6 protein-coding genes are annotated in these 5,760 nt (G+C 69.1%); 5 read left to right on the top strand and 1 reads right to left on the bottom strand.

The genetic code is table 11. The annotated features are described in order from the left end of the window. Positions 1-871, bottom strand: an 871-nt coding sequence (locus ABZ260_RS45250) for an MFS transporter (protein WP_355630481.1), incomplete at its 3' end; no start/stop codon positions are given. 316 nt (positions 872-1,187) lie between these two features. Here ABZ260_RS45250 and ABZ260_RS45245 point away from each other — a divergent pair. The 5 genes from ABZ260_RS45245 to ABZ260_RS45225 all read left to right on the top strand — a co-directional run. Then, positions 1,188-2,348: a Rieske 2Fe-2S domain-containing protein gene (locus tag ABZ260_RS45245; RefSeq protein ID WP_355569771.1), complete on the top strand. Its 1,161-nt coding sequence runs from the start codon at positions 1,188-1,190 to the stop codon at positions 2,346-2,348. Positions 2,349-2,449: 101 nt separating this feature from the next. Further along, positions 2,450-2,662, top strand: a complete 213-nt coding sequence (locus tag ABZ260_RS45240) for a hypothetical protein (protein ID WP_355560619.1) — start codon at positions 2,450-2,452, stop codon at positions 2,660-2,662. Between the two features lie 169 nt (positions 2,663-2,831). Then, positions 2,832-3,443: a TetR family transcriptional regulator gene (locus tag ABZ260_RS45235; RefSeq protein WP_355630478.1), complete on the top strand. Its 612-nt coding sequence runs from the start codon at positions 2,832-2,834 to the stop codon at positions 3,441-3,443. A gap of 334 nt (positions 3,444-3,777) precedes the next feature. Further along, positions 3,778-4,962: an acyl-CoA dehydrogenase family protein gene (locus ABZ260_RS45230; RefSeq protein WP_355630475.1), complete on the top strand. Its 1,185-nt coding sequence runs from the start codon at positions 3,778-3,780 to the stop codon at positions 4,960-4,962. Between the two features lie 53 nt (positions 4,963-5,015). Continuing rightward, the coding region (locus tag ABZ260_RS45225; protein ID WP_355630472.1) for a VOC family protein at positions 5,016-5,760 on the top strand (745 nt) is incomplete at its 3' end.

Below are 5,760 nucleotides of genomic sequence, written 5' to 3'. Positions count from 1 at the left end.
CTCCGTTGATAGCGGCGGAGGAGCGGCTCACCGCGGCCTTGAGGTCGATGAGCGGAGCATGGCGGCGAAGCTCCACCAGGGTCAGCAGGCACCCGGACACCAGCGCCACGAGGAAGGACGCGATGGTCAGCGTGTTCGTCCAGCCCCACTCGCCGCCGCGGTCGAGCCCGACCAGCAGGGCGACGATGAAGCAGGTGAGCAGCACCGCACCGGGGAAGTCGATCCGCTGCGCGCGCTCGCGCCGGGGCGGCGCCGGGACCGCCAGCAGCAGGGCGGCCACCGCGACCACACCCGCGAACGCCGAGACGGCGAACAACCCGTGGAAGCCCCACAACCGGGAGATCAGCCCGGCGGCCGGCAGCCCGAGCGCGCCGCCGACCCCCATCATCGCGCTGACGGAGGCGATGGCGGAGGCACGGCGGTTCGGCTCCAGGACCACCCCCACCAGGCTCATCCCGAGCGGGATCGTCGCGCTGGAGATCCCCTGGAGCGCCCGCCCGGCGATGAGGACGCCTATGTCGTCGCTCATCACGCACATCAGGGACCCGAGGATCATCGCGCCGAGCGCCACGATCATCATCCTGCGCATCCCGAACTGGTCACCCAGCCTGCCCAGCACCGGGTGCGACACCGCGCCGGCGATGACCGTCGCGGTGACCAGCCAGGTGGCGACGGAGGGCGTGACCCCCAGGCGGCCGGGCAGTTCGGGCAGCACCGGGACGACCAGCGTCTGGTTGAGCGTGGTCACCAAGGTCGCGAAGGCGACGACGAGGACCACCCGCAACGGGTGCTTCACCACGGTGGGGGCCGGATCCGGAGCGCGTGTCGAATCCCCGCTGCCGGGCCCGGTCAAGATCTGGTGAGTGGTCATATCGGCCTTCGGTCTCCTTCGTTCGCCGGATCGAGCGATTTCCCTCGCCCGCATCGGTCCGATCCCACGGTGTCGGCGCCCCGGGTGCCCCACAACTCGTCCTCCCGGCGAGCGGGACGGGCTTTCTCACCGCTCGATCCCGACGGGAGGCCGGAGACCGGAGAGCGGTGTTTCGCGGAACGCGTTGCCGTGACTTGCGAAACGAGGTCCCGGTCAGTGGGAAAGGGGCGGTGTCGCACATCGTCGGCTTCGCATGATGAGGATCCCGCGGGCAGGAAGATTCGGCCCGGGCGCATTGGACGGCAAGGGAGACTTCATGACGTCGCTACACACCGCCGGTGACGACGAGATTCGAGTGATCGAGGCGGCCCCACCTCCGACCCGTTATGCCCGGGGCTGGCACTGCCTGGGCCTGGCGAACGAGTTCAGGGACGGCAAGCCGCACAAGATCGAGGCATTCGGCACCAAGCTGGTGGTGTTCGCCGACAGCACCGGCAAGCTGAACGTCCTCAACGCCTACTGCCCGCACATGGGCGGCGACCTCAGCCAGGGGGAGGTCAAGGGCGACGCGATCGCCTGTCCCTTCCACGACTGGCGCTGGGCGGGCAACGGCCGGTGCACCAGCATCCCGTACGCCCGCCGGGTGCCGCCGCGGGCACGCACCCGGACGTGGCTGGCCCTGGAGCGCAACGCACAGCTGTACGTCTGGCACGACCCGCAGGGCAACCCACCCCCGCCGGAGGTGACGATCCCGGAGATCGCCGGTGTGGGCACGTCGGAGTGGACCTCCTGGACGTGGAACCGGATCAAGATCGAGGGCTCCAACTGCCGGGAGATCGTCGACAACGTGGTCGACATGGCCCACTTCTTCTACATCCACTACGCGTTCCCGACGTACTTCAAGAACGTCTTCGAAGGGCACATCGCCGCGCAGGACATGAACAGCCGGGCCCGGCCCGACGTCCAGCTCGGCACGAACTACTCCGGTGAGAAGACCGACGGGCGTTCGGAGTCGGCGTACTACGGCCCGTCATACATGATCGACTACCTGTGGAACACCGTGGGGGGACAGACGGTCGAGTCCGTCCTGATCAACTGCCACTACCCGGTGTCGCCGACCAGCTTCGTGCTCCAATGGGGCGCGATGGTCAAGAAGCCCCAGGGCGTCTCCGACGACGAGGCGCAGGCGATGGCGGCGGGCTTCGCGGCCGGCGTGGAGACGGGCTTTCTGCAGGACGTGGAGATCTGGAAGAACAAGGCCAAGATCGACAATCCGCTGCTGTGCGAGGAGGACGGCCCGGTCTACCAGCTGCGCCGCTGGTACGAGCAGTTCTACGTCGATGTCGAGGACGTCACCCCGGAGATGACCCAGCGGTTCGAGTTCGAGATCGACACCGAGCGGGCCAACCAGTTCTGGCAGAAGGAGGTCGACGACAACATCGCCAACGGCCGGATCGTCACCTCGGCTCCGGCCTAGCCCATCCCGGCCGATCGGCCGGTTCGGACCGGTGGTGGCACCTCGCGACGATGCGCCACCACCGTCAAGAACGTCAGTGATCGCAACCGAGGAGATATTCCGTGCGCCCCGTGTCCTGCAGCAGCTGCGGTTCGTGCGTCCTGGTCAAGAAGCACAGCCTGGCGCACACGCTCGTCCAGTGGACCACCGAAACCGAGCAGTGCGTCGAGTTGAATCGGCATGCCGACCGGGGTCTCATTCCGACCTGCACGCGACTGCGCGACAGCATCGAGAACTCCGTCCGCCTCGGGGCCATCCCGGTTCCCGACCTCTGAGACGGCTGACGAGGCCGCCCCCGCCGACCACTCGGCACAAGGGACGCTGAGGACATGGGCTCCACTCCGATGACGCGGTGGAGCCTATGTCCGTTGGGCGGCCGATATCCTGAGATCGGTACCCGCACACGGTTCGCTCGGGAGTAGACAGACCAGACAAGGGGGATTCGTGGCGAGAATCGCCGAAGCACGGGCTCCGGCGTCACCGACCTCGAAGAGCCAGATCGCCCGGCACAAGCGCATTCTGGACGCCGCGGCCGCGCTCGGCGCCCGCAAGAGAATCGACGTGGTGCAGATGCACGAGGTCGCCAAGGACGCCGACGTGGCGATCGCGACCCTTTATCGGTACTTCCCTTCCAAGAACGCGCTGTTCACCGCGGTCTTCCAGGCGGAGATCAGCGCCTTCGACGAAAGTCGGCGGTCCGGCGAGGACGAGGACCTCGTCGACCAGGTCACCGACCTCCTGGTGGGGCTGAGCCGCCATCTGTTGCTGCGGCCGATACTGGCCGCCACGATGTTCCAGGCCACCAGCGCCACATACGTCGCGGCAACGATGGACGAGGTCGAACCGACGGAGTCCGAGCTCGGCCGCATTCTGCTGCGCATCATCGGGGCAGAGGAGCCGAACAGGCAGGATCTGAGCGTGGTGCGGCTGCTCACGCACTGCTGGTGGGGCGCGCTGGTCTCGACCCTCGGGGGCCAGACGACCCTGTCGAGGGCGGAGGCCGACATCCGGCTGGGCGCGCGGCTGCTCCTGGCACCGTACTCCGGAAATCGGTGACCGGCCGGTTCCCGCCGCCCGTCACCGCGCGCAGGACCCTTCCGCCGCCACGTCCCGGTGAGCGGAACCTGGCCGCCGGCGCTGCCCGGGCCACCACTCGCCCACGGCCGCCGCTCGCATCGGCACGGCGGCTGATCTCCGCTTTTCCCGGCGCCGTGCGGTGCGCGCCGACACATTCCCGCCGCGGACGACGGGCCCGCCCGCCGTACCCCCTCGCGCAGTCCCGGCCAGCGGGATATGCCGTGACCCGGTGGTCGAAAGCGGCTTAGCGTCAGCGAGCCGCCGCAGAAACGGCGGGTTGCGACCCTCTCAGATTCAGTCCGGAGGTGCCTTGATGGCGCATGAAGTTGTTTCCCGAGTAGAGGAGATCGCCGGTCGGCTGGCCGCGGTCGCGGACGAGACCGAGCGCCTGGGCAAGCTGTCCGACGAGAGCGTGAAGCTGATCCGCGAGGCCGGAGTGATGCGGCTGCTGCAGCCGACCGACTTCGGGGGATACGCGGCGCATCCCCGGGACTTCGCCGAGGCGGTGATGGCGGTGGCGAAGGCGTGCGGCTCAACGGGCTGGGTGTGCGGGGTCGGTGGAGTGCACCCGTGGGAGATGGCGTTGTGCGACCGCAGGCTGCAGGAGGAGGTGTGGGGCTCCGATCCGAACACGTGGATCGCCTCGCCGTACATGCCCAGCGGGGTGGCGACGCCGACCGACGGCGGGTACATCCTCAGGGGCCACTGGCAGTTCTCCTCGGGCACCGACCACTGCGACTGGATCTTCCTCGGCGCGCTGCTCGGAGACGCCGAGGGCAAGCCCGCGCAGCCGATGAAGGGACTGCACGTGGTGCTGCCCCGCTCCGACTACACGATCGTCGAGGACTCCTGGGACGTCATCGGGCTGCGCGGGACCGGGAGCAAGGACGTCATCGTCGACGGCGCGTTCATTCCCGCCTACCGGACGATCGACGCCGCGGAGGTCGCCGAGGGCGAGCTCGCGGCCGAGCGGGCCGGCCGGACCGAGACGGTGTACCGGCTGCCGTTCTGGTCGATGTTCCCCCTGGGCATCACCTCGGCGGTGATCGGTATCTGCGAGGGCGCGCTCGCCACGCACCTGGACTACCAGCGGGACCGGGTGACGGCCTCCGGCACGAAGGTGAAGGACGACCCGTACACGCTGTACGCGATCTCCGAGGCCGCGTCCGAGATCGAGGCCGCGCGGCTGCAACTGCTCGACGGCATCAGCCGGCTCTACGACCTCGCCGACTCCGTAAAGCCGATCACTTTCGCGGATCGGGCCCTGGTCCGGCGCAACCAGGTTCGCTGCGCGTGGCGGGCGGTGTCGGCGGTCGACGAGATCTTCGCGCGGTCCGGCGGCAACGCGGTGCGCCGCAACAACCCGATGCAGCGGTTCTGGCGCGACGCGCACGTCGGGTTGCAGCACGCCATCCACATTCCCGGCAACACCTACCACGCGACGGCACTGACCCAGATGGGTGTCGAACCGCAGGGCGCGCTGCGCATGCTGATCTGATCCCCGCGCCGGACGATCTCGACCAACACCTCAATCGATTCAGGAGAGATGGCATGACCGACATCAGCTCGCTGGGCTACGTGCGAGTCCGGGCCACGGACCTGGACGCGTGGCGCGCGTTCGCCCTCGACACGATCGGATTCGCCGAAGGCACCGGCCCCGAATCCGACGCGCTGTACCTGCGCATGGACGAGCGGCACGCCCGCATCGTGCTGCTGCCCGGCGAGGAGGACCGGGTGGAGGCCGTCGGCTGGGAGGTCCGCGACCACCTGGCGTTGCGGCGCGTGCAGTCGGCCGTCGAGGCGGCCGGGATCGCGACGAAGCCGCTGTCACTGGAGGACGCCGACACCCGCCGGGTCGAGGCGGGGATCGCCTTCCAGACGCCGGGTGGAACTCCGCTGGAGGTCTTCCACGGTCCCGCGCTGGACCACAGCCCGATCGCGACGAAGTTCGGCAACCGCTTCGTCGCCGGGCGGCTTGGCCTGGGCCACGTGGTGGTGCCGGTGAGCGACCTGGACGGCGACCACCGGTTCTACGCCGAGACCCTCGGCTTCCTGCCCCGCGGGGCGTTCCGCCTTCCGGCGCCGCCCGAGTACGGTCCGATCCGGCTGCGGTTCATGGGTGTCAACGCCCGGCACCACAGCCTGGCGATCATGCCGACCCCGGACCTCAAGGCGCCGGCGCTGGTGCACATCATGGTCGAGTGCGAGACCCTCGACGAGGTCGGCCAGGCGCTCGACCGCGCGTACACCCTCGGGGTCCCGATGATGCAGTCGTTGGGTCGGCACACGAACGATC

The organism is Streptosporangium sp. NPDC006013, from assembly GCF_040614275.1.
Classification (GTDB): domain Bacteria; phylum Actinomycetota; class Actinomycetes; order Streptosporangiales; family Streptosporangiaceae; genus Streptosporangium.
This window is presented reverse-complemented; position numbering and strand designations above follow the sequence as displayed.

Coding starts and splice junctions, on each gene's coding strand:
- ABZ260_RS45245 (WP_355569771.1), top strand. CDS start 1,188: ATGACGTCGCTACACACCGCCGGTGACGACGAGATTCGAGTGATCGAG.
- ABZ260_RS45230 (WP_355630475.1), top strand. CDS start 3,778: ATGGCGCATGAAGTTGTTTCCCGAGTAGAGGAGATCGCCGGTCGGCTG.